This is a genomic window from Variovorax paradoxus, assembly GCF_000834655.1.
Lineage (GTDB): Bacteria > Pseudomonadota > Gammaproteobacteria > Burkholderiales > Burkholderiaceae_C > Variovorax > Variovorax paradoxus_F.
The window spans coordinates 1-1,101 of the sequence record NZ_JXQQ01000102.1; the positions used below are offsets into that span (position 1 = coordinate 1).

The 1,101-nt window shown below is 57.5% G+C and carries 1 protein-coding gene and 1 pseudogene; both read right to left on the reverse strand.

All coding sequences use genetic code 11. From position 1 onward, the window contains the following. The coding region (locus tag RT97_RS28635) for a hypothetical protein (protein ID WP_042582254.1) at positions 1 to 689 on the reverse strand (689 nt) is incomplete at its 3' end. A 110-nt stretch (positions 690 to 799) separates the two neighbouring features. Then, positions 800 to 1,101, reverse strand: a pseudogene (locus RT97_RS33635) (type VI immunity family protein); the annotation flags it as partial.

Sequence of the window (1,101 nt, forward strand, 5' to 3'; positions counted from 1 at the left end):
ACATAGCCATCTTCGTCATCGTTGGCGTGAAAGCCCATGTTCGAGGGGTGATCAATGTCAAGTCCATAGAAATAGTCAGCGCAAATGCGTTCAAGCACATCGGACTCGTAGGCGCCCATCACGCTGAGGCCGCCGTTGCCCACTTCATAGCCCATGTATGCCTGCTCCGGTCGAAGCGACTTGATGCAGTCGAGTACAAACTCGCTCCACCGCGGCTGATTGCGATCGTTGTACCAGTCGTAGCTGAAAGTCAGTTTGAGCGTGTTGTAGCCCATTTGGGGCACATGGCACACGCGTGATGAGTAGGACCACAACGGTGAAGCATCCGGCGACTCCATGTCGGTCGCCATCAAGTAAAAGGTCTCGAACTCCTTTTGATGATGCACAGCTTCAGCTCGCAGGTCGGGCGGGAATCGACTGTCCCCCGCCTTGAGCCATGCCTGCGTGCGTGACTTGAATAACGCCCTAAAAGGCTCATCGATGAGCCGGCCGAAGCGCTCCCACACGGTTATGAACTTTTCCGCCACCACCATGTAGTCTTCGGGCTGGTGGTAGACATACAGCGTTACGTAGGGGCATATAGCAAGTTCCCGCCCTTCATTGCCGTAGAACCACTGCGGGGCGATCTTGCTTTCACGGATGAACTCAGCAATCTCTTCGTCGTTCAAATACTGTTGCGCAGTGCTCATCAAAAGCCTCTCTTTTTTCCGTGTGGTGAGCGCCCGCCGGGCTTCCTCTTCTCCTGCGGCGGCTCCTCCTTTTTACTGCGTAGCGCAGTGGAGGTGTGCCGTTCAGCCCCTCAGAGCTTTGGAGCAGACTGGTCGACGTCCCACTGCCAGAACGTCGAGCCATAGTCACTCCCCTGAACCGCAGGCATAACCTCCCCAACCTTGAAGTACCGGCGACTGCTTGCCTTGGCCGGTGTGAGCCACCAGCCTGTTTGGGGACAAGGCTGACCACCGGGAACAGAAGCGGGCCTGCTCTGTTCGCCCCCGCCAAGCGCAGGCTTGCCCCTTTGCTCGGCACTTGGCCAATCGCTGTCGTCGTCGAAGCGACGCATCCAGCGCAGTGAGCTCTCGTAACCAAACCGCGGGTTGGGAT